Source organism: Pseudomonas typographi, from assembly GCF_014694385.1.
Taxonomy (GTDB): Bacteria; Pseudomonadota; Gammaproteobacteria; order Pseudomonadales; family Pseudomonadaceae; genus Aquipseudomonas; species Aquipseudomonas typographi.
Map to the genome: position 1 here is coordinate 41,011 of NZ_JAAOCA010000033.1, position 20,926 is coordinate 61,936.

The 20,926-nt window shown below is 61.0% G+C and carries 24 protein-coding genes and 1 pseudogene; 15 read left to right on the top strand and 10 right to left on the bottom strand.

The genetic code is table 11. The annotated features are described in order from the left end of the window. The first annotated feature begins 7 nt into the window (after positions 1-7). The 3 genes from HAQ05_RS21875 (at position 8) to HAQ05_RS21885 (ending at position 2,360) form a co-directional block, all read left to right on the top strand. A complete protein-coding gene (locus HAQ05_RS21875; RefSeq protein ID WP_190424517.1) occupies positions 8-994 on the top strand; it encodes a ketopantoate reductase family protein in 987 nt (328 codons plus the stop codon). A gap of 16 nt (positions 995-1,010) precedes the next feature. Further along, positions 1,011-1,775, top strand: coding sequence for a class II aldolase/adducin family protein (locus HAQ05_RS21880; RefSeq protein WP_190424519.1), 765 nt, complete (start codon positions 1,011-1,013; stop codon positions 1,773-1,775). Between the two features lie 108 nt (positions 1,776-1,883). Beyond that, complete coding sequence (locus HAQ05_RS21885) at positions 1,884-2,360, top strand: MarR family winged helix-turn-helix transcriptional regulator (protein WP_190424521.1); 477 nt, start codon at positions 1,884-1,886, stop codon at positions 2,358-2,360. A 47-nt stretch (positions 2,361-2,407) separates the two neighbouring features. Here the strand turns inward: HAQ05_RS21885 and HAQ05_RS21890 are convergent, their stop codons facing one another. The 9 genes from HAQ05_RS21890 to HAQ05_RS21930 form a co-directional block, all read right to left on the bottom strand. Beyond that, entirely contained in the window at positions 2,408-2,785 is a 378-nt protein-coding gene (locus HAQ05_RS21890; protein ID WP_190424523.1) for a hypothetical protein, read from the bottom strand. A 397-nt stretch (positions 2,786-3,182) separates the two neighbouring features. Continuing rightward, positions 3,183-3,944: an SDR family NAD(P)-dependent oxidoreductase gene (locus HAQ05_RS21895; RefSeq protein WP_190424525.1), complete on the bottom strand. Its 762-nt coding sequence runs from the start codon at positions 3,942-3,944 to the stop codon at positions 3,183-3,185. 32 nt (positions 3,945-3,976) lie between these two features. Further along, positions 3,977-4,807: a transporter substrate-binding domain-containing protein gene (locus tag HAQ05_RS21900; RefSeq protein ID WP_190424526.1), complete on the bottom strand. Its 831-nt coding sequence runs from the start codon at positions 4,805-4,807 to the stop codon at positions 3,977-3,979. A 40-nt stretch (positions 4,808-4,847) separates the two neighbouring features. Further along, positions 4,848-5,657: a transporter substrate-binding domain-containing protein gene (locus tag HAQ05_RS21905; RefSeq protein ID WP_190424528.1), complete on the bottom strand. Its 810-nt coding sequence runs from the start codon at positions 5,655-5,657 to the stop codon at positions 4,848-4,850. 32 nt (positions 5,658-5,689) lie between these two features. Further along, positions 5,690-6,415, bottom strand: a complete 726-nt coding sequence (locus tag HAQ05_RS21910; protein ID WP_190424529.1) for an ATP-binding cassette domain-containing protein — start codon at positions 6,413-6,415, stop codon at positions 5,690-5,692. Further along, positions 6,412-7,068, bottom strand: a complete 657-nt coding sequence (locus HAQ05_RS21915; RefSeq protein ID WP_190424531.1) for an amino acid ABC transporter permease — start codon at positions 7,066-7,068, stop codon at positions 6,412-6,414. The genes HAQ05_RS21910 and HAQ05_RS21915 overlap by 4 nt, the downstream gene beginning before the upstream one ends. Positions 7,069-7,070: 2 nt before the next feature. After that, positions 7,071-7,733, bottom strand: a complete 663-nt coding sequence (locus HAQ05_RS21920) for an amino acid ABC transporter permease (RefSeq protein WP_190424533.1) — start codon at positions 7,731-7,733, stop codon at positions 7,071-7,073. 137 nt (positions 7,734-7,870) lie between these two features. Next, positions 7,871-8,935, bottom strand: coding sequence for an LLM class flavin-dependent oxidoreductase (locus tag HAQ05_RS21925; protein ID WP_190424535.1), 1,065 nt, complete (start codon positions 8,933-8,935; stop codon positions 7,871-7,873). Between the two features lie 64 nt (positions 8,936-8,999). After that, on the bottom strand, positions 9,000-9,545 hold the full coding sequence (locus HAQ05_RS21930) for a flavin reductase family protein (protein WP_202988105.1): 546 nt from the start codon (positions 9,543-9,545) through the stop codon (positions 9,000-9,002). Positions 9,546-9,713: 168 nt separating this feature from the next. Between HAQ05_RS21930 and HAQ05_RS21935 the strand changes: the two genes are divergently transcribed. The 12 genes and pseudogenes from HAQ05_RS21935 to HAQ05_RS21990 all read left to right on the top strand — a co-directional run. Beyond that, a complete protein-coding gene (locus HAQ05_RS21935) occupies positions 9,714-10,373 on the top strand; it encodes a GntR family transcriptional regulator (RefSeq protein WP_202988106.1) in 660 nt (219 codons plus the stop codon). 386 nt (positions 10,374-10,759) lie between these two features. Beyond that, the gene (locus HAQ05_RS21940) at positions 10,760-11,566 is read left to right on the top strand and encodes a transporter substrate-binding domain-containing protein (protein ID WP_190424539.1); all 807 of its coding nucleotides are present in this window, start codon (positions 10,760-10,762) and stop codon (positions 11,564-11,566) included. A 30-nt stretch (positions 11,567-11,596) separates the two neighbouring features. Next, positions 11,597-12,271 carry an amino acid ABC transporter permease gene (locus HAQ05_RS21945; RefSeq protein ID WP_190424540.1) on the top strand — a complete coding sequence of 225 codons (675 nt, stop codon included), beginning with the start codon at positions 11,597-11,599 and terminating at the stop codon, positions 12,269-12,271. Beyond that, positions 12,271-13,032: an amino acid ABC transporter permease gene (locus HAQ05_RS21950; protein WP_190424541.1), complete on the top strand. Its 762-nt coding sequence runs from the start codon at positions 12,271-12,273 to the stop codon at positions 13,030-13,032. Before HAQ05_RS21945 ends, HAQ05_RS21950 begins: the two co-directional genes overlap by 1 nt. A gap of 3 nt (positions 13,033-13,035) precedes the next feature. Beyond that, a complete protein-coding gene (locus HAQ05_RS21955; RefSeq protein WP_190424544.1) occupies positions 13,036-13,773 on the top strand; it encodes an amino acid ABC transporter ATP-binding protein in 738 nt (245 codons plus the stop codon). A gap of 28 nt (positions 13,774-13,801) precedes the next feature. Beyond that, a complete protein-coding gene (locus HAQ05_RS21960; RefSeq protein ID WP_190424547.1) occupies positions 13,802-14,224 on the top strand; it encodes a Rid family hydrolase in 423 nt (140 codons plus the stop codon). Between the two features lie 710 nt (positions 14,225-14,934). After that, positions 14,935-15,678, top strand: a complete 744-nt coding sequence (locus HAQ05_RS21965) for an AraC family transcriptional regulator (RefSeq protein WP_190424549.1) — start codon at positions 14,935-14,937, stop codon at positions 15,676-15,678. Positions 15,679-15,827: 149 nt separating this feature from the next. Next, positions 15,828-16,751, top strand: a complete 924-nt coding sequence (locus tag HAQ05_RS21970; RefSeq protein WP_190424561.1) for a DMT family transporter — start codon at positions 15,828-15,830, stop codon at positions 16,749-16,751. A 29-nt stretch (positions 16,752-16,780) separates the two neighbouring features. After that, entirely contained in the window at positions 16,781-18,385 is a 1,605-nt protein-coding gene (locus HAQ05_RS21975) for a hypothetical protein (RefSeq protein WP_190424551.1), read from the top strand. 12 nt (positions 18,386-18,397) lie between these two features. Beyond that, positions 18,398-19,036, top strand: a complete 639-nt coding sequence (locus HAQ05_RS21980) for a phenylalanine--tRNA ligase beta subunit-related protein (RefSeq protein WP_190424553.1) — start codon at positions 18,398-18,400, stop codon at positions 19,034-19,036. Then, on the top strand, positions 19,036-19,809 hold the full coding sequence (locus tag HAQ05_RS21985; RefSeq protein WP_190424555.1) for a class I SAM-dependent methyltransferase: 774 nt from the start codon (positions 19,036-19,038) through the stop codon (positions 19,807-19,809). The genes HAQ05_RS21980 and HAQ05_RS21985 overlap by 1 nt, the downstream gene beginning before the upstream one ends. Before the next feature lie 451 nt (positions 19,810-20,260). Continuing rightward, positions 20,261-20,801, top strand: a pseudogene (locus HAQ05_RS21990) (Fic family protein); the annotation flags it as partial. 29 nt (positions 20,802-20,830) lie between these two features. Here HAQ05_RS21990 and HAQ05_RS21995 read toward each other — a convergent pair. After that, a partial coding sequence (locus tag HAQ05_RS21995) for a transposase domain-containing protein (RefSeq protein ID WP_190424563.1) occupies positions 20,831-20,926 on the bottom strand: 96 nt, incomplete at its 5' end.

The following is a 20,926-nucleotide window of genomic DNA, read 5'->3' on the forward strand; positions in this document are numbered from 1 at the left end:
AACTGCGATGACAACTGCCCACCCCTTGAGGGTATGCGTGGCCGGTGCCGGCGCGATCGGCTGCACCCTGGCCGCGCGCCTGGCCGCCAGCGGCCAACCGGTGAGCCTGCTAGCCCGCGGCGCGGCGCTGGCGGCCATCAACGAGCACGGCCTGCGCCTAGCAGACCTAGACGGAGAACACCAGGTGATGGTGCGCGCCAGTGACAGCCCGGCCGCCCTCGGCGAACAAGACGTGCTGTTTCTCTGCACCAAAGCCCCGGCGCTGGCGGCGCTGCTGCCCACCCTCGCCCCGCTGATGGGGCCGAACACCGTGGTGGTCCCGCTGGTCAACGGCGTGCCCTGGTGGTACTTCCACGGCGAGCCCGGGCGCTTTGCCGGTTCCCGCGTCGAAGCGGTCGACCCGGCCGGGGTACTCACCCAGGCGCTGGCGCTGGAACGCATCCTCGGCTGCGTAGTGTTTATCACCGCCGAGGTGCTGGCCCCGGGTGTGGTACGCGCCAGCAACCCGCATTTGATGATCCTCGGCGAACCCGACAACAGCCAGAGCCCGCGGCTGCAACGGGTGTGCGCGCTGCTCGCCGCCGCCGGCATCGAAGCTCGCGCCAGCGAGCGCATCCGCGATGCGCTGTGGACCAAGATCATCGCCAACCTTACCTCCAACCCGCTGTCGGTGGTCACCGGCGCAACCCTGGCGCAGCTGTACGGCGAGCCCGAACTCAAGGCAGTGGTGAGCAAAGTGTTCAACGAGGCCCTGCTGACCGCCGCCGCCTATGGCGCGCGGGTGGCCATCGACCCGCAAAGCTTCATGGAAATGGGCGCCGGCATGGGTGCGGTGCGCACCTCGATGCTGCAAGACTACGAACATGGCCGCCCGCTGGAGCTGCAGGCGATCGGCGACGCGGTGGTGGAACTGGCCGAGCGCCAGGGCCTGGCCATGCCGGTGACCCGCGACATCCTCAACCTGGCACGTTTTCGCGGCCAACCTTCACTCTGATCAGCAGGCCCTCCCTATGAACCGTGACGAATTCATTCAGCCCGCCCACATCAACGACGAAGAATGGGCGCTGCGCGTCCAGCTTGCTCAGTGCTACCACCTGGTGGACTGGTTCGGCTGGACCGAAGCCATCTTCAACCACATCTCCGCGCGCCTGCCGGGCCCCGCGCACCACTACCTGGTCAACCCGTTCGGCCTGAACTACACCGAGGTCACCCCGCTGAACCTGCTCAAGGTCGATCTGCACGGCACCAAGCTCGAGCCGTCAGCTTACGACGGTAACCCGGCCGGGTTTGCCCTGCACAGCGCCGTGCATGGCGCCCGGGACGACATCCACTGCCTGATCCATACCCACACCACGCCGATTTCGGCGGTGGTACAGAAAAAACGCGGCTTCACCCACGACGACTTCTACGGCGCGCAGCTGTACGGCCGGGTGGGCTACCACACCTTCGAAGGCATCACCCTGTTCGATGACGAAAAGGCGCGGATGATCGACAGCCTGGGCAGCAACCATGTGCTGGTGCTGCGCAACCACGGCATCGCGGTGGGCGAAAGCAGTATCGACAAGGCGTTGTTTTTGCTTTGGACGGTGCAGCGCGCCGCCGAAAACCAGTGCGCGGCCGGTGCCCTCGGCGGTGAAGACCACCCTCTGGAAGACGGCATCGCCGCCAAGTGCGCGGGCCTGACCGCCATGCTGATCCGCGAAAGCGGTTTTGCCAGCAAGTTTTTCGACGCCATGGTGCGCAAGATGAGCCTTGAACGCGCTCTTGCCTGGTAGGCCAATTCAGAGGGGGGGCACGGCCCGAGCTTGACGGCACGGATGTCCAAATTGCGGGAAAAGTCTATTATTGCGCGTCTTGCTCCCGCCCCCTAGTTTGAGTGAACGATGAACATCCCGAAAAAACGCCGTAACCGCTACGACCCTGCCAGCGACGAGTTTTGCAAAGAGGAATTCCCTTTTTACTGGCTGGCCCGGGTGCACGGGCGCTATACACAGTCGATGGAGCGTGTGCTGAAGAAGATCGACCTCGACATACCTCGCTGGCGAGTGCTGTGGATTCTCAAGGAAAACGGCGAATCGAGCATTTCAGAAATTTCTACCCATGCCATCGCTAAGCTGTCGACCATCACCAAAATTGTCTACCGCATGAAAGACGACGGCCTGGTCGACACCGCCACCAGCACCGAAGATGGCCGCGTGACCCGGGTATGCATCACTGCCCATGGCCTTGCCAATATCGAGCGCATGCAGGGCGCCACCAGGGAGCTGTTCAAGCGCAGCTTCACCGGGCTGACCGAAGCGCAGATCCAACGATTGAGCCGGTTGCTCGAAACGGTCTTTCACAACCTTGAAGACTTCTGACCCCCGGGCCGCGACCGAGCGGCCCGGGTGCTTGGCTGATCGCCACTTCAGCGAGCGCGCGTGCGCCTAGACAAGGCCAACATCAACAGAGCCAGCACCGCCACAAGGTTGCACGGGGTGTAGCACAGCCCGCAGTGGCCGAGGGTATCGACCAGGTAACGGCCGCGGGCGACCTTGTCTTCGGCCAGTGGCGTGATTGGTGGCGGTTCACCCTTGAGGAACAGCAGGTTCCAGCCCTTGATCAGCCAGCGCTGGTTGAACGCAAACGCCAGTTGCGTTCGTGCCACCGGTTCATCCACCGCGGATACGCCGTGCGTGAAGTAGGTGTGCAGCGCTTGGATATTGCTGCCGGGGAGCCCGCGGTAGGCGGTGTACGGCGTGGCCGGGTAGTGGTTGGCACCGTTGGCGCGGATACCATCACGCAAGGCCGCGGCAAACTGTTGAAAGCCGAGGATCGTTCAGGAGTGCCTGCAACCTGGCATGTGGATGGCCAGTGTAGCCCCGCGCCGCGGCATCAACGCCAACTTGGTTTGAAAGTGGATACCTCTTTATCGTGATCGCCAGGCCCCGGCGTTGCCCGCTTTTGTTCGAATGACACTGGCGCCAGAAACCCTGCCCGGTCTATAAAGCCCGTCAGCATCGAGGTCCCTTTCGGCCAGCAGAACCTCACGGTGAAGTGGCCATCCTCAAATCCTGATGGGGGCGCCCTTTTTATCCTTGGGCTTGCCAAGCGATCCGTATCGACGCCATTTGCCTTGCCACTGAGCCCATGGGAGTACGGACTGGGCTCGGGCATTTCTTCGAAGCAAAGGTCGGGGCGAGTCAGATCGAAATTCCGCCGTCGATCACCAGCACCTGCCCGGTGGTCATGGCAGCGCCAAAGCCCAGGTACAGGATCATCTCGGCCACGTCCGCAGGGGTTGCCCAACGTTTGAGCGGGGTGGAGGCCTCGGAGTTGGCACGATGCTGCTCGGTCCACTGGATCGACCAGCTACTGTCGACCGCCCCGGGGGCCACGCCATTGACCCGCACCTCCGGCGCTAGGCCACGGGCGAGGTTCTTGGTGAGGTTGATAGCAGCGGCTTTCGAGGCGCTGTAGCAGATACTGCTGCTGACCGCGCTGAAACCCGCAATCGACACCGTGTTGACGATCGCGCCGCGGCTTTGCTTGAGCGCCGTGGCGGCGGCTTTCGAACAGCGGAACACGCTCATCAGGTTGACGTTGAGCAGCGTGGCCCATAGCTCCTCACTGATGCCCTCCAGGTCACCGACCGGCACTGGCTTGCTCAAGCCCGGGGTGCCCGCGTTATTGACCAACAGGTCCAGGCCACCGAGGTCGGCGATGGCCTGCTCCACCATGGCCTGCGCGGCGGCGGCATCGGAAAGGTCGCCCGGCGCGCCGATCACACGGCCACCGTACTTGGCCAGGCTTTCCAGCGCCTGCTCGGCCCGGGCGTCGCCCGGCAGGTAATTGATGGCCACGTCGGCACCGGCTTCGGCGAGCATGCGCGCGGTTTCCAGGCCTATGCCGGAGGCGCCGCCAGTGACCAGCGCGCGGCGGTTTTTCAGTTCAAAGCGAATCATGGAAGTGTCCTATTACGCAGTAGGGGGGGGGGTTAGAAATCGACGCCGCTCACCCTCAGGCTCGGGAGTTCAGTGGCGCTGATGTACTGCTTGTAGAGTTCGCCGAAGCGGCCGGATGACACCTCGTTCCACACAAAGAGCTTCGCCCAACCAAGCATCTGCTGGTCGTCGCGACGCACAGCGATCGACACCAGGTCTGGCGGGAATGGCGCCTCACCAGCCAGTTCGAAGGTGGGAAACTGCCCACTCTTGATCAGCGCAGCGGCCACTGCAGTGGCCTGCAGCACGGCGTCAACCTTGCCTTGCTGCAAGGCGAGGAAGGCTTCGGTGTCACTGGCATAGGCGGTGTACTGGGTTTTACTGTCGTTCCAGGCGGCGATGTCGCGCTTGAGCATCTGCTCGGTGGAGGTGCCTGTCACACCGCCCAGGGTGTGGCCCTTGAGCTCGGCATAGCTTTTGATGCCGCTGTCTTTACGGGTGATCACCGCCGTGGTGTAGTTCATGTATGGCTGGGTAAACGCCACCGAAAGGCCTCGGGCTACGGTGCTGGTGGTGGAGGCCACCAGCACATCGATGCGGTTGGACACCAACGCGGGGATGCGGTCGGCCGACGGGGTTTCGACGATCTCCGCCGTGGCGCCCAGAGCCTTGGCCATGTCTTTGCAATAGGCCACGTCAAAGCCCTCAGGCTGGTTGTCCGGGGTGCGGTAGCCGGAGGGCGGCGAGTCGAGCATCACCCCGCAGCGCAACTTTTTGGCCTGCACGATGCGGTCCAAGGTGGAATCAGCATGGGCCTGGGCGGCGAGAGACCCGGCCAGCACCAGCGTTAGTGGTAACAGCGGCTTGATCGATGAAAACTGCATGGCACGCTCCGTTGAAGTTGTAGATACAGGGATAGGCAGATCAGTAGTCCACGCCGCCGATGCTCAGCGACGGCGCATCGCCCGGGGCGAAGTATTGGTTGTAGAGGGTCTTGTAACGGCCGGACGCCACCTGGTTCCATACGAACAGGCGCGTCCAGTTGAGGAACTCGGTATCGCCGCGTTTGACCGCGATGGCCAGCAGGTCTGGCGGCATCGGCGCCATGCCGGCCAGTTGCAAGTGTGGGAACTGCCCACTCCTGATCAATAGCGTGGAGACCGGCACCGACAGCAGGATCGCGTCGACCTTGCCCTGCTCCAGCGCCACGTAGGAATCGTTGTCGTTGCCGTAACCCACGTAATGGGTGCTTGGCACCTTCCAACTGCCGATGGCCATTTTCAGGAATTGCTCGGTGGTGGTGCCGGTCACCCCACCTAGGGCGTGGCCCTTGAGGTCATCCCAGCCCCTTATGCCCGATCCCTCACGGGTCAGCACGGCGATCGGCACGCTTAAGTAAGGTTGGCTGAAGGCAACCGACAACCCGCGCGCCGTGGAGTTGGTGGTTGAAGCCACCAGTACGTCGATGCGGTTGGATACCAGCGCCGGGATGCGGTCCGGCGACGGGGTTTCGACGATTTCGGCGCGGGCACCCAACGCCTTGGCCAAGTCGTCGCAGTAGGCCACGTCATATCCAGCGGGCTGGTTGTCCGCGGTGCGATAGCCCGATGGCGGTGAATCGAGCATCACGCCGCAGCGCAGCACCTTGGCCTGCACCACGGTGTCGAGTGTAGAGGCGGCCCAGCTTTGCCCGGCGGCCAACGCCATGGCCATAACCAATACGGTTTTATTCATGGTCGAACCTTAAGCAATGAAAAAACGAATGTTCAGCAATGCTCACGCCGCAGAAACTTCTGCGTGTGCTCGCTGCGGGGTTGGCCTAGCACCTGGCTCACGGTGCCGATCTCGGCCACGGTGCCTTGGTGCAGGAAGGCGACGCGGTCGCTGGAGTTGCGTGCAAAGGTGATGTCGTGGGTAACCACCACCATGGTCATCCCCTCCTGGCGCAATAGGCGCATGGTGTCGAGCACCTCGCCGACCAGCTCAGGGTCCAGCGCGGAGGTCACCTCGTCGAACAACATGTAGGTAGGTTTCATGGCCAATGCCCGGGCGATGGCCAAGCGCTGCTGTTGCCCACCGGACAGGCGAGAAGGCAAGAGGTCGGCTTTTTCCGCCAGGCCCACGTGGGCTAGGTGATGCAGGGCTATCTCGTGCGCTTCGCGGCGGCTTTTGCCTTGCACCAGGCGTGGCGCCAGGGCCACGTTCTCCCAGGCCTTCAGGTGCGGGAAGGCGTTGAACTGCTGGAACACGATGCCCAGGCGCTGGCGCAGCATGTTCAGGTCCGTCGAGGCGGCATGCACCTCGATACCGTCGACCTTGATGCTGCCGCCCTGGATGGGCTCCAGGCCATTGATGCACTGCAGCAAGGTGGACTTGCCCGAACCACTGGCGCCGAGCAGGCACAGCAACTCGCCCTTGTTCACGTCCAGGTCGATGCCCTTGAGAATCTCGATGTTGCCGAAATGCTTGCGAACGCCACGAATATCGATCACAGCGCCATCCTCCTTTCCAGGCGCGCGCTGTAGCGCGATACCGGGTAACAGATCACAAAATAGAAAAGCCCCACGCCCAACAGCAGTAACAAGGCTTCATGGGTACGGGTGATGAGGATTTGGGTAGACTTCATGTACTCCACGTAGCCGACCACGCTGACCAGCGCGCTGTCCTTGGCCAGCCCCAACAGCAGCCCGACCCAGGCCGCGAAGCTGGTGCGCAGCGCCAGCGGCGCACTGATGTGGCAGAACTCCTGCAACCAATTGATGCCCAGCGAACGCGCCGCGCGGCGATAGGTGGGCGGCACGGCTTCCAGGCCCCCGCGCACCACTTCGCTGGTGACCACCGCCATGGACGAACTGAGCACCAGTACCGACAACCAGAAGGCATTGACGCCCAGCCCGGAGAGCGCCAGGAAGCTGTTGGCGAGGATCAACTGAATGATCATCGGCACACTGCGCACCACATCCACGTAGGGCGCGGTGAACCAACGCAGCCATACTGAGCCGAAGCGCATCCAGCCCAGCAGAATGCCGCCCAAGGTGCCTAGCAGTCCGGCCACTAGCGTTACCCACAACGTGTGCCCGGCGCCCTGCAGTAGAAACCACAGATCACGCCAATGCAGGGACGGGTCCGAGAGAACGAATTGCATGATCAGGTCCTCAACCAGCGCCAGAAAACCGCGCGCGCGCCAAACTCGATGAGCTTGGCGATCACGTAGTAGATCAAGGCGGTTATCAGGAAGAATTCGAAGCTGCGGAAGCTCACCGACTGGGCCGACTGCGCTGCGCCACTGAGCTCTTGCAGCCCCACCAGCATTCCCAGCGAGGTATTGAGCATGGCCCACACCGCCTGCGTGACGTAGCCAGGAAACACAATGCGCAACAGCTGTGGGAACACCACATGCAGGTAGCCCTGGCGCTGGTTCAGCCCCAGGGACCGTGCCGCCGCCAACTGCTGGCGAGCGATGCCCGCCAGCCCGCCGCGGAAGATCTCCGCCAGGTAACCGGTGTTGTTGAAGGTAAGTGCGATCAACACGGCCCAGTAGCTGCTGATCTGGATGCCCAGCGCGCCCAGGCCGAAGTACATCATGTAGATCTGGAACAGCGTTGGCGTGTTACGCGCTAGCTCCACCCACGCGGTGGCCAGGCGATACGCGCGCCCCTCGCCCTGCCGGCGGGCCACCGCCAGCGGCAGGCCGAACACAGTGCCCAGCAGCATCGACAGCGCTGCCAGTTGTACCGTGAGCCAGGCACCTGCAAGCAGCTCGGGGATCGCATCCCAGACCAGAGACCAATAGAAGGTATAACCGAACATGGCGTGCCACTCCGATACAGCCGACCCTTGCGGGCCTTTCAGGCATGCGTGCACGCATACCCATCAAGCGGCAGTCGAGACATGTGCTGCAAGGCACGGTACGCCCACGCTGTTTCGCGCGGTACGGGTCAAACCCATCAGCGCTTGCCGATGTTTTCCAGCGGGCCCAGCTCACGCTCGACCAGTGGCAGCACTTCAGTGGTGAACCGCTCCAGTGAGCGGCGCGCGCGCGCCAGCGGCATGCAGCCAAACTGGAAGTTGCAGGCGAAGTGCGACGGGTCCAGGCGTTGAATGTTGTCGATCATCTTCGCGGCCACCTCTTCCACACTGCCGCAGACGATGTTGGCGGCGTACTGTTCAATACTCTGTTCGCCGTCCACGGCCTGGTCACGAATGAAGTTGCCATCCATGGGCAAGGTGTTATGACGCAAATGATGGGCCAGCCTGCCCACGTAGCGCGCACGCTCGCCTGCTTCTAGGGCTTCGCTGCGACTGTCGGTGACGTGCACGTACTGCATGATCGACAGCGGTTTGCTTTTCGGTGCCACGCTGACTTTTTCCCAGTTGGCGTTGAGGCCGTCGATCATCTTGTACAGCACCGGCGAGCCCAACGTGCTGGCTGCCAGGAACGGCACGGCATCGGTGTTCTTGAAGCGCTCCAGCAGCGCCGGCCCCGTGGAGGTGTAGTACACAGGTGGCAGCGGCTTCTGGATCGGGCTGACCGAGAAGGTGGTGCGTGGCACCTGGATGTGCTTGCCCTGAAACTCGACCACGCCTTGGGTCAACGCTTGCTCGATCACTTCCCAGTACTCCAGGAAAATCTCGACTTTGTCGTGGATGTCGACGCCGAAACGTTCGAACTCGAATGCCTGGTACCCTGTACCCAGGCCGATCACAGCGCGGCCCTGGGACTGCACGTCAAGCAAGGCGATCTCCTGCGCCACGCGTAGCGGATTGTACAGGGGCAGGACCAGCACGCCGGCCCCGAGCTTGATTTTCGAGGTCCACCCAGCGGCGTAACTGGCCATCATCAGCGGCGAAGGCGACGAGGAGTAGTTGCAGAAGTGGTGCTCGGCGAACCAAGCGATATCGAAATTAGCCTGCTCGGCGGCTTGCACCATTTCACGGGTATCGGCCATCACGCCGGCGGCACCCTGTGGATGGTCGCGCAAGGTCATCAGGCTGAAAATGCCAAACTTCATGGATACGTGCTCCTAACGTGTAGCCTGGCGGGGCCAGGGCGAAGGCCGGTGGTCACCGGCCATTTCAAAAAGACGCAGCCAAGGGCGCGGTGCCGGCGTAGCTGCCGTTCTGGTAAATCAGCGGCGCCACCGCCTCGGCGCAATGCACTTGGGTCACAAGGCCGATCACAATCAGGTGGGTGCCGTAGGCGATGCTGTTGTCCAGTTCGCAAAACAGGTTGGCCTGGGCACCGACCAGGTAGGGCACACCGCCCTTGTCCAGCTCCCAGTGCCCTTCGCTGAAGCGCTCTGCGCCCTTCAAGCGGCCACCGAAATTGCTGGAAATACTGTGCTGCTCAGTGGTGAGCAGGTTCACGCAAAAGCGCCGCGAACCGTTGAGGGCTGGCAGTACCGACGACGCGATGTTGATGCACACGATGATCGAGGCTGGCTCCACGCACAGCGAGGTGACCGCGGTAGCCGTCAGGCCGAACCACTGTTGTTCATCGGCACAAGTGATGACGCTGACCGCCGCTGCCAGGCGGCGCATGGCCTGCTTGAAGTTGTCTGGCAGTGCGGGGGAAATGGCGGGAAGGATCACGGTGAAAAGCCCACTATGGCGTGAAGACATTTTTAAAATTGCAGATTGTCAACAATCGGTCAAGCGGTGATCAGAAAATTGTTGATCATCTGCAGCTGGCCTTACCCCGTGATAAACTCGGGGTACTCTTCAACGTGAGCCAGGACTATGGTTTCCAGCAGCAAAAAAACGGCGACGATGCTCGCACCAATGAGCAACATGGAAAGCGCGGAATACGCTGCGGCGCAGATCCGCGCCGCGATCATCGACGGCGGGTTCAAGCCCGGTGACCGGCTGATCGAGAAACAGCTCACGGACCAACTGAACATTTCTCGTCACCCGGTACGCGAGGCATTGCGCCTGCTCAGCCGCGAGGGATTGGTGGAGATACGGGTGAACCGCGGCGCGATCGTCGCAGAACTCAGCGTGGACATGATCCTGGAGGTCTACAGCCTGCGTTCGGCCCTGGGAAAATTGGCGCTCAAGGCGCTGCTGAGCCGTGAAGGCCAACTGACACCGGCGACCCTGAAACATCTGGAAAGCATGGCCAACAAAGCGCTCAAGCTGGCCCGCCAAGCTGACCAGGCCGCGTCCGTGGACAACGATCTGGCCTTCCAGCAGGCTATCGTCGAGGCCAGCGGCCAGGAGCGCTGCGAGCGCTATTTCGCCGAACTGAGCGCTGAAGTGCGCAGGTTCAACAATCTCTCGCGCATCGCCTACACCGACCGCGAAGGCGATGCGATCAATTACGTGCTGGCATTGTACGAGGCCATCAAGGCTCGCGACCTGCTGCGGGCCGAGCACATCTGGCAGGCGAAGTTTGATCGCGCGGTAGAGCGTTACCTGGCCCATGTCGGTTCGGGGTTGGCCCACGGGTGATTCCTTGTGCCGCTGCCTGACGGCAGCGGCCATACCCTTTTGTAAAAAGCCAAATTATTTTATGCACCAATAACGTGCACTTGGCTACGAATACCTTGCAAGCCCGCCCTGCCTAAGGGCATGAATCACATGCTATTTGCCTTGGCCCTTTCTAGTGCGGCACCCCTGAAACCCGCATAAACATATTGATATTCAGTAGCTTAACTGCAATCTTGAATCGAAGGCGCCGTCCCTCCTTTGCCTTACAGACCCCATAAGCACCTCCCGAAAAGCACCTCCCTGCGCCGGGGCACCCCCCATTGACACTCCACGGATTGTTGATAATCATCAAAAAAGATGCCGTCTCGATCCTCGTTGCGGCCGATGATTAACGTCCGGAGTCAAGCATGCTCAAGCGATTTTCCGTTGCCGTACTCGGTTTGCTGTGGGTGATTGGGGCGCAACTGCCGGCGCAGGCAAGGCCGCTGGATGACATTCTCAAAAGTGGCGTGCTGCGGGTGGGTGTGCTGCCCAACTCGCCACCGCAGTCGGCACTGGGCAGTACCAACGAACTGGAAGGGTTTGACATCGACGTCGCGAAGAAGCTGGCCGAAAGCATCGGCGTGAAGCCTGAGTTCGTGATGACCGAGATCGCCCAGCGCGTGCCATTCCTGGTCAGCGACCGTATCGACATCTGCCTGGGAGGGCTGACCCGCACGGTCGAGCGCGCCAAGCTGATCAGCTACACAGTGCCGCTGCACACCGAGTCGATGGGGGTGCTGACCACTGACAAAGTCAAGATCAGCAGTTGGAAGGAACTCAATGACGCCAAATACACCCTGGTATTGATTCGCGGCGTGTGGACGGCTGACTTCCTCAAGCAGAACCTGCCCAACGCCAAGATCCTATATGTCGACACCATGGCCGACACTATCCGTTCGATTGCCCAGGGCCGCGCCGACGCGCTGGTGGAGAACATCGAGTTCTACGTGCCCTTCACCAAGAACTACCCCGACACCCACTGGGTGACCATGCCCGAGGCGCTGAACACCGGCTATGACGGCATCGGGGTGGCGCAGAACAACACCGCCCTGCGCGACCTGCTCAACATAGCGCTGTACAACCTGCACACCAGTGGCTTCGTCAACCAGACGTGGGAGCAGTGGTTCAAGGCCCCGATGCTGGTGAAAGTACAGCCCTCACCGTACTTCTGACCGCCCTGCCCTGCGCCCGGGAGGCCGCCTATGAATTACTCGCTGCAGTTCGGTGAAATACTTCGGCACTGGCCGGACCTGCTCGCCGGCGCCATCACTACCCTGCTGGTTGCCTTCGTCGCGTTCTGGGTGGGCGTGCTGATCGGCCTTGGCGGCGCCCTGGCCCAACGCCACGGCCGGCCATGGCTGCGTCGGTCGGTGCGGGCTTATGTCGTGTTCTTCACTAACACGCCCTCCTTGATCCAGCTGTTCGTGCTGTTCTACGGCCTGCCAGACGTGGGCATTGTGCTCACGCCGATGCAGGCGGTGCTGATCGGCCTGTCACTGAACGCCGGTGCATACCTGACCGATATTTTCCGTGGCGGCCTGGCCTCGGTCCGTCAAGCCGAGCTTGAGGCCGCCGCCACCTTGAACATGAACACCTGCCAGCGCTTTCGCTATGTGACCCTGCCACACCTGGCACAGACGCTGTACCCGATGCTGTCGAATTTCTTCATCTGGATCGTGCTGGGCAGCTCCATCGGCGGCCTGTTCGGCGTGGATGAACTGGCCGGCAAGGCCATCGAGATCAGCTCCACCACCATGCGCAGTATCGAGGCCTTCAGCGTGGCCGGGGCCATCTACGTGGTGCTGACCTTCATCGCCAGCTTGTTTCTGTATGCCGTGGGCTACTTCTGCCTGCGCGTTCGAGCGAGGTTTATCTGATGCTGCCGCTTTCGGTACAACTTCACCAACTGTTCACCGGCTTCACTTTCACCTTTTTGCTGCAGGCAGCCTTGAGTACCCTGGCGCTGGCCGTGGCCGGTTGCAGCTGCGGCCTGCTGGTGGGCCTGGTGGTAGCCTGCCTGCGCCGCAGTCGCACGCTGTACCTGTTGCCGCTGCGCATGGTGCTGGTGGTGTTCGTCGAGCTGATGCGGCGAATCCCGTTTCTGGTCACGTTATTCCTGACCCTGTTCGTATTGCAGGCCCTGGGCACCAACCTGTCGTTCTTCAGCATCGCGCTGATCGCCGTGTGCCTGATTGCCACCGCCTACCTGGCGGAAATCTTCCGAGCAGGCTTTGACTCGGTGCCGCAACCGCAGATCGACGCCGCGAAAACCCTGAACTTCAGCCCGCTGCAAATCCTGTTTACGGTAATGCTGCCCCAGTCCTGGAAAGTAGTGTTGCCCCCAGCGTTCAGCTTTATGGTGTCGTTCATCAAGGACACCGCCCTGGCATCGCAGTTGGGGGTGGTGGAGCTGACGTTCGCCGGCAAAATTCTCATCACCCGCGGCTACTCGGCGTTTTTGATCTACGGGCTGGTGATGTTGGTGTACTTCGCACTGTCGTGGCCGCTGAGCCTGCTCGGAGCTTGGCTGGAACAATGCACGCAGCGCGCCTTCAACCCCACGGCCGACGCCATGCCCGCCGGTACCACGCCCATCACACCCGCCCTGCCCAACCCAGCGCTCTTGGACCGGAGATAACCCATGCCGCACTTGGATATCAATAACCTTTCATGTTCCTACGGCTCGCAACCGGTGCTCGACGGCCTCAGCCTGAGCGTCGAAAAAGGCCAGGTGGTCAGCCTTATTGGCGGCTCCGGCTCAGGCAAGAGCACGCTGCTGCGGGTCATCATGGGGTTGACGCAACCTACCGGGGGCAGCATCAGCATTGGCGAGCAGGCGGTGGACTACGGCTCGGCAGCCAGCGTGCGTGCTGCCAGGGAAAAAATCGCCATCGTGTTCCAGCAGTACAACCTGTTCAACAACATGAGCGTGCTGCGCAACGTCATGGTAACCCCCACCCGGGTGCAAAAGCGGGACGAACGCAAGGTGCGCGACGAGGCCATGACGCTGCTAAGCAAAGTGGGCTTGAAGGACAAAGCCAACGTGTACCCGGCGCAGCTCTCCGGGGGCCAGCAGCAGCGAGTGGCAATCAGCCGTGCCCTGGCGTTGCAACCGCAGATTTTATTGCTTGACGAAATCACCTCCGCGCTGGACCCAGAGCTGGTCGGCGAGGTGCTTGACAGCGTGCGCCAACTGGCCCGCGACGGCATGACCATGCTGCTGGTGTCCCATGAAATGCGCTTCGTTCGCGAAGTCTCCGACCAAGTGGCGATGATGGACAAAGGCCGCATCGTCGAGATGGCCCCGCCCGAGCAACTGTTCACCCAACCCCAACAACCCCGCACCCAGGCGTTCATGCAGAAGGTCGCCTGGCACTGATGCTTAAAAGCAGAGGAAATACTGACCCGTGGCTACCATCGTAAAATTGAAATCCGGCAGCATTCTGGAAGAAAAAGAAAGTTTTTCGCGCGCCGTGTGCGTGGACAACTGGATCTTTATGTCATTGACCTCCGGGCGCGACTACAAGACCCGGGTAATGCCCGACACCGCCCTGGGCCAGGCCGAGAACGCCCTACGCAACGTCGAAGGCGCCTTGCAGGCGCTGGGCTCGGAATTGGCCGATGTGGTGCGCTCGCGCATCTTCATCCCCAACCAGGCCGATGTACCCGCGGTGATGGCTTTCATTGGCGAGCGTCTCCGTGGCATTGACCATGCCCACTGCGTGAGCTGCGGCCAATTAGGCGGCCCGGAGTACCTGTTCGAGATCGAGGTCACCGCTTACAAGGGGGCCGCCAAGGGGGAGCAGCAGCGGGTGACGATCAGCTTGTGACGATGTAAGGATATGGAAGCGGTGCCCGGCCATTTATCTGGGCTGGGATGATCAAGGCGGTTGCCTTGCAGGCGTCCAATGGGCTTTAAGTGGCTGCGACCGCGAAGGCCTCACCGCGCTACCGGACACGACCCCGAAGCCGCCTATGACTTTTTCCGCACGTTTCAGAAATCGCCATTCGCGATCGCTCGCAGCGCCCGCGCCTGCCTAGCGATAATCCCGATTGATCAAGTGGGGCGGGGAGCCCCGCCGGACGACTGCGATGCACTGATCGCATCTGCCCACTTCGCGCTGAGCGGCTGGGGAAGTCACCCCAAATCCAAGGTTTACCGCGTGGGTGCCCGCGGGCACCATCGTCCTTATCGGCGGGCCTTAGTAGGTTTGCTCCCCAGCCCCTCACGAACGATGGCCAGCGTAACCCTACGCCGTGACATCAACGCCAATCTTGTTCAGAAATGGATACCGGCTTAGGGCGATCGGAGGGCGCCAGCGTTGCCCATTTTCGTTCCGATGAAGCTAACGCCCGTAACCCAGCCCGATCAGCCAAAAGGCTGTTCAGGCCTTTGTGCATCCCATAGTGCTCGCTGGACAGAACACTGTTCCAGCAGTACTGTCAGCCTCGTTCTTTAATGGCGGTGGCCTCGTTTCCAATGGTCTGCGCTTTTGTTAGGCGTAGCAGGGCAACAGGGCAAAATTGGCATGGAGAGCCTATGGACCCGATCATTTCGCTTAAGTCGTATGCCGAAGGCGCCAGCCTGCATGTGCATGATTTTCACCAACTGGTCATCCCCACCAACGGCACGATGGAAATAGAGATCAATGGCTCTGGAGGGTATCTGACGAATGCCAGGGGCGTGTTGATACCCGCCGCCTGCCACCATGAGTTCAGCGCATCTTCCGGCAGCCAGTACGTCGTGGCAGATATACCGATCGATTTCATGATGGGCGACAGCGTTGACTCATGGACGTCTCGTACGGTTAACGAGCCATTTTTTACGGTGCCCTTGTCCTTCAATCATCTGCTCGCCTACCTCAAAGACGCGGGCCAGCAGCGACATGCGGTCAACGCCGATGCTTGGGTGAGGCTAGCCCTGGGCTCTATCGCCTCGGATCCCCAAGCACCGTGCGCTACGAAACCCGAGCCATTGGCGAAAGCCACAGCGTTCATGCGCGCCAACATAGACCAGGCGATCACCTGCAAGCACGTGGCGTTGGCTGCTGGGGTCAGCGAAAGGAAGCTCAATTACCTGTTCCATCAGTCGATGCAGGCTACGCCCCACGCCTACTTGCTGGAGTTGCGCATTGAGAGAGCTATCAGCCTGCTCTGCAGCGGCAACCTGCCCATCAGTGCCATCGCTCACGCCAGCGGTTTTTCCGATCAAAGCGCGCTGACCCACGCCATGAAACGCACCCGCGGCATCACACCGGCCAAGCTCAGGCGTGTGAGCACCTGATCGGCCCGCCGAGCAAGTATCCGCGGCAAGGCACGCTGCCAGCGTGCAGTCGATAACAAAAAAAAGCAGGATCTTGCAAGCCGTGCATAGGGGCCGCGTCGTACATTTCGGTAGTCCATCGAAGGGTACGAGCATTCCCAATGTCCGAAATGCTGCACGCTATTTCCACCAAAAGCACCCGGCTGCGAAAGACAGCCAACGCTTGCGGCCTATTGGCCATCGTGATGTGGGCCTCGCTCGCGTTGTTGACCGCGCGCACGCAGGGCGTGCCCCCGTTTCAACTGTTGTGTCTATCGTTCGCTATTCCGTTCGCCCTGGCATGCTTGGCCGCCATCGCGGGTTGGCGCGGCGGGTTCAGGGCTTGGCGCCAGCCACCGGAAGTGTGGATCTCCGGCTTCGCCGGCATCTTCCTCTATCACGCCTTCTATTTTTTCGCACTCAAAGCCGCGCCCCCAGCGCAGGCCAGCATGATCGCGTACCTATGGCCACTGCTGATCGTGCTGTTCAGTACCGCGCGGGCGAAAGGTCGGCTCAACCGAATGTGCCTGCTAGGGGCCTGCCTAGGTTTGGCCGGCACTGCCGTGATCCTTCAGCCCGAAAGCAGTGCGCTCACGCCTCGGACGATGCTTGGCTATGCCGCGGAATTGTGCTGCGCCCTAGTGTGGTCGAGTTATTCGGTTTTCAACAAGCGCTATGAAGGTGCACCGGTCAGCGTGATTGGCGGTATTTGCGGGCTGGTATCCCTTGGCGGAGCCATCTGCCACATGCTGTTTGAACAGACGGTCATGCCCGATACCCAAGCCGCTGTGGCGATCTTGCTGCTAGGGCTGGGCCCGGTGGGCCTGGCGTTCTTTGCTTGGGATCTAGCCACAAAAAGCGGTGATACGGAATTTCTCGGGGCGGTTTCATACCTGGCACCGCTGATCTCGACGTTGCTTTTGGTAATTGCTGGCGTACTGACGCTCGATCTGAGGATCATCGCCGCAACCGGGTTGATCGTTGCGGGGACCCTTGCGGCCACCTTCGGCGCGCGCTACCGCGCGCTGGCGCTGTCGCGACGGATAACAGAATAGCCCGCGTTATTTCAGATAAGGATATCCAAATGCTGAGAGTTCTGGCGATCAGTGCTCCGCACTGGCAGTTTCGCCCTGTCGGCCATGAGCAACACCTCAACAGCAGTACGCCGTTCAGTTTGCAAAATGCTATCAGAGTATGTGCCCATGATGCCCGTCAGGGCATCGGGGTATGGGGACGCAGTAACTGGAATAGCGCAGGGGGCCTGGCCAATGCTGTGTTCATGTCGGACTACCTGCACGAAACCTTTGCCTGGCTCGACCCCGCACTGGCCAGTGTGCGGCCCAATCTCGTATTGATCGGCGCGATGTCCATCTCCTTTCCAGGCGCTGTCCAGGTGGCTACACGAATCAAGCAGGCATTGGGATCGAAAGTAATCGTAGTTATCGGCGGCAAGCATGTGATCGAGACCACTTACCTGAGCGCAGGGGAACTTCGACTGCACCCAGGCTCTCCGATTGCCGCTATGGATCGGGGCGATATCGGACCGATCTTCGATTTGGTCGTTTCCGGTGATGGCGAAGAACTGATCAGGGAAATCGGTGTCGCCGTTGCAGGCTTGACCGGCACGGAGTTGAATGCGTCCAATATTGCGACCTACCTAGCGGAGAACCTCTGCATTCGGGGGGACTGGACCACTGCCTGGCTTGACGGGGGCGCCGTCAGGCATGTCACGAGCCCGAAACTACCGTTGGATTACGACAATTTGCCGGTACCCGCAGCGCTGTTTCAAGTGACCTCGACATTCCCGGTCTTTCGAACCGACCTGACGGCGCATGCCTATAGCGACACCAGCAAGGGTTGTATCTATTCGTGTGGTTTCTGCAGCGAAGCCCAGGCAATCAACGGTAAGCTCCAAGGCATGGCGACGGCGCATCAACGGCTGTTCCGCCAGTTGCACACCATCGCCAATTTGGCCCAAACCCAAGCCAGCGAGGCTACGATCAGCGCTTTTGTCGAAGATTCGATTCTGCTGCAGGGCAACGCTGCGTCACTGGCACGCTTGTCCGACCTTATTGAGACGCAGGGGTTGGGGATTGTGTTCGGTGGTCAGCTCACCGTTGACATGGTCAATGACCCGAACCGCCAGGTACAGATCGCGCGGCTAGCTGATAATGGCCTGCGCTACCTTTTTATGGGGCTGGAGACGCCGGACGAGGATCTTGCGGCGGCGATGCACAAAAATCGCGGGGCATCCAGGGGCAGCCACAAAAGTGACCTGCTGTGCAGTGACGCGACGGACAACGGTTGGGTGCACAGAAGCGAACGGGCTTTGCGCTTTCTAGCGGGCGCGGGCATTGACTGCGGGTTGTCGCTGTTGTTCGGGCTGGGGGAAAGCCAAACCCAGCGGGTGGCCCTGCTGGAGCTCATCGGCGCGTGGCAGCGCGATGTGGGGCAGCCCAAGTGCATCAGCATGAACTGGGCGGTACAGCATCCATTGCGGCAACCGCAGGGCAATAAGAACCACTACCTGGCGTGGGCCATTGATGAGCAGGACCTTCGCGCGCCGGTCATCTCCAGGATATTCGGTGAAGCTTCGACGCGGTATTGCATGCCGGGGGTGAGCATGGCCAGCCTAGCCGAACTGCAGGTACTGGACGGGCTTTATCAAAAATTGAACAGCATCGTCTGAGCGAGCGCCTCCATGATACAGATGCCTCCTGAATTGTCCGCTGCCCGGCCATCCCTTCGAGTCGGCTACCTCTCCTACCGGGTGCGAAACAACACCGGCGCTTATTGTCTGCCTTTGCGGCGCATGGCAGGGGCGGCCAGCCATCGTGATCCATCGACGCAACAGCACACCGAGGGCACCCATAAGCTATTGAAGGCTTGTGGCACTGCCCCCTCGCGTTATAGGCCCTCCTATGACGCGCTCAGCCGCAGGCAGCTAGCAGCGAAGCCGCTGGTAAGCGTCAACCCTGTGGTCGATATAGGCAATTACATTTCGCTACGCTACGGCGTGTGCATCGGCTCCTACGACGCGAACTGTATCCAGGGCTCAATCTCGTTCGCGGTGGGTAGTGCGCACGCGCAGTACCGGGGTATCGCCGACAAGGCGATAAAGCTCGAGGGAATTCCGGCGGTAAGGGATGACCTGGTTTTTTTTGGCAGCCTGCATGCCGATTCGCGGCGAACCTGTGTAGGTGAGCAGCGCCAGGCATTGCTGATGCGCTTCTTCTATCCCTCCGAATGGCTCAACCCCGCGACAACTCAGGAGCAGGCTGGCGCTCTGCTAGACGAATACTGTTCAATTCATATCTCCGATGATGGTGTATGCAGTTGATGACGATCCTCGACAGCCCCTCCCAGCCGGGTGATAGCGCTGGGTTCTACGCCTCTGGTTCGGGTGATCGGTTGTTCAGCGACGATCATTTCCCTCCGGCCATTAGCGCTTTCCTGCAGTCGGAACGTGCTTTGCTGGCCGCGGCGGCGCGGCACAAGCACGCCATTGTCGAAATTGGCTGCCACGAGGGCACGCACGCCGAATGGTGCCGGGCGGCTGGGAAGCACTACCTTGGGGTGGACCCGGTCGAACGCTATATTCGGCAAGGCCTTGCCAAGCAACCTGATTTTGGTGAAAGGGAGTGCAAGCTGGTGGTGGGAAGCGCGGAGCAGATCGATGAGATCATCGTGCGAGAACTGGATGGAATTCTGCCAAGCGATATTTTGATATTCATCCCGTTCAACTGCTTCGGCAACATCACCGCAGTCGAGTCGGCCGTGGGTAGCATCGCACGCTCGGGTTGTTCGCTGTTGCTCAGCGCGTACCAAACGTCGCTACCTGCGCTACTGGCGCGCTTTTCCTACTATGCAGCCTGTGGCTATAACCCGCTGACCCTGAGCCGCAGTGAGCGCGGCGAGTTGTTCCATGACAACAACGGGCTGCATACCTATGCATACGCCGCCGCGTGGTTGAGTGCATTGTTCTCGCGCTTTGCGATGACAGTGACACCAATCCGCCACGGGGGGATCGGCCAGGCTTACGTTACGCCGGACCTCGAAGGAGGAGTCACTGGCATCTTGGATAGTGCTGGAGCCGATTTAGATAATCCCTAGGGTGCAACTCTATAGCCGCCACTGCAGCGCTGCGCAGGTGTAGGGGCTCTATGGCGCAACCGACCGTGGGTTGGCTTCAAAATGATCATTCGATCTTGATTCCAATACTGAACTCATGGCCGGTCGTCCGGCCAATCGTTGGCCATCCCAAGATAAGGGAGTGTTGTGACCCTCGCAGGCTGCGGTTCAATGTTCCCGCCCTGTAGCTGAAGAACAGTGCAGCCAAACCCGAAGGCCGCGCCATCAAGCCACACCACCAGCAGGCGTGGCTGGCCCCTGCCGAGGTTAAGCGCCCAAAGAAGTGCATCCCTGCGTTATCGTTTTCGCCGAGAACAGCCTAACCATTATCAAATTCAAGTCGCCGTTAGCGCCTTCGCACTCTTAGGATTACTGTTTTCGCGTACCATCTTCTTCTGGTTATCATTTTCTAGCGCTCGTTAGGGATTCGGCTATGCAGGCAGGATTCAAGGCACTTGCAGATCGCTACGGTATCGCGCTTGCGCAGCCCCTGCGCGTCGAGTCGTTGATCGGTACGACACGCAGGAGCCGCGAGAGCAATGGACATGTCGAGAACACCTATCCCGCCAGCTACCAGCCGGCGGACGATTTCGCGGGGCATTTCGAATTTGGGCTCAAGTACGAAGAAATTCACCTCGAGTTTTTGCCCGTCTGTTTGCGGCAGTAGGCCCGGCGCCCATCGAAGCCTGGTGCCGGCAGGCGCCCTTTGGCCAATATGCCCGCCGCACGGGGTTTCTGTACGAGTGGCTGACCGGGCAGCGACTGGCTGTGCCAGATGTCACCAATGGCGGCTATGTCGATGCCGTTGCGTCGCAGCAGTACCCCACCCGCATTGAGCCGTTGCGGGTACGGCGCTGGCGCATCAACGATATCTGCCCGGTGTAAGGGCGTTCCGCCCCCTGGTCCAGCGTACCGAAACCGTACAACAAGCGCTGCGATTTGACCTGGGTGCGGCACTGCGGGAGCTGAACCGTAAGCGTACGGGGAATACGCCTTGCGCAGGTCAGCCCGGCATCCACTGATGTGGCAGGAGTTGCTCGATCTCACTAGCCTTCTGCGTCGGCAACCGCATCAGCACATCCTTGAGATACGCGTACGG